Origin of the sequence: Psychrobacter faecalis (genome assembly GCF_016107575.1) — a bacterium.
Taxonomy (GTDB): Bacteria; Pseudomonadota; Gammaproteobacteria; order Pseudomonadales; family Moraxellaceae; genus Psychrobacter; species Psychrobacter faecalis.
This window is the reverse complement of record NZ_JABAST010000089.1, coordinates 1-681: the sequence shown is the minus strand read 5'-3', so window position 1 is coordinate 681 and position 681 is coordinate 1. Positions and strand designations below refer to the sequence as shown.

At 43.0% G+C, this 681-nt stretch carries 1 protein-coding gene; it reads right to left on the bottom strand.

What is annotated here, in order from left to right; genetic code table 11:
• Positions 1-2 precede the first annotated feature (2 nt).
• On the bottom strand, positions 3-681 hold a 679-nt coding region (locus JFC07_RS13040), incomplete at its 5' end, for an IS1 family transposase (RefSeq protein ID WP_227697981.1).

Sequence of the window (681 nt, the reverse complement as noted above, 5' to 3'; positions counted from 1 at the left end):
CATCAGACATAGCCATAATTGACATAGAAGAATACCAAATCAAACACCTTAAAGTGGTTATCAAACTTCTTTGAGAAGCAGCAGGTCTTTCGAACGGCTCGTCGCAATCGGTGTCTAAGGCGACAGTTATTACCTTCTATGCCTACCGTATGCTGCTTGCCGATTTGTTTCTTGTCAGGCTTGAATGCGGTTGTAAAGCTATCCCAGTTATCCATGCTAATAGAACCATAGCTGACTTTCAGTTGTTTAAGACGGGCTCTTAGCTTCTTAGCTGTTTTCAGGTCACGTTTGCCCCAAACATAAGCAACAATCTCATTGGTAGCGCGGTCATAAGCATAAATAAGCCAAACTTTACGCTTTTTGCGATACACGTAAGTCCAAAACTCATCAATCTCTAAGCGTTCATAATAGCGCTTTTTAGGTGTAATCTTATAGACCGATGAGCCTATGGTGCTAAGGGCTTTACCAATACTAATAGAGGCTATAACGGCTATGTCTCTGACGCCGCAACCTCTAACCGTCATTAGCCGTATGATGTCTTCTATTTTAGAGTGACAGCCATGATAAGTTAAGGCATGGTCGCCAATGAATTGACGTTTGCAGTCCTTGCACTGGTAGTTCTGCTTGCCATAGCTTTTTTTGCCGTGTATCGAAAAACTGGGACTGTGACAGTCGGGGCAA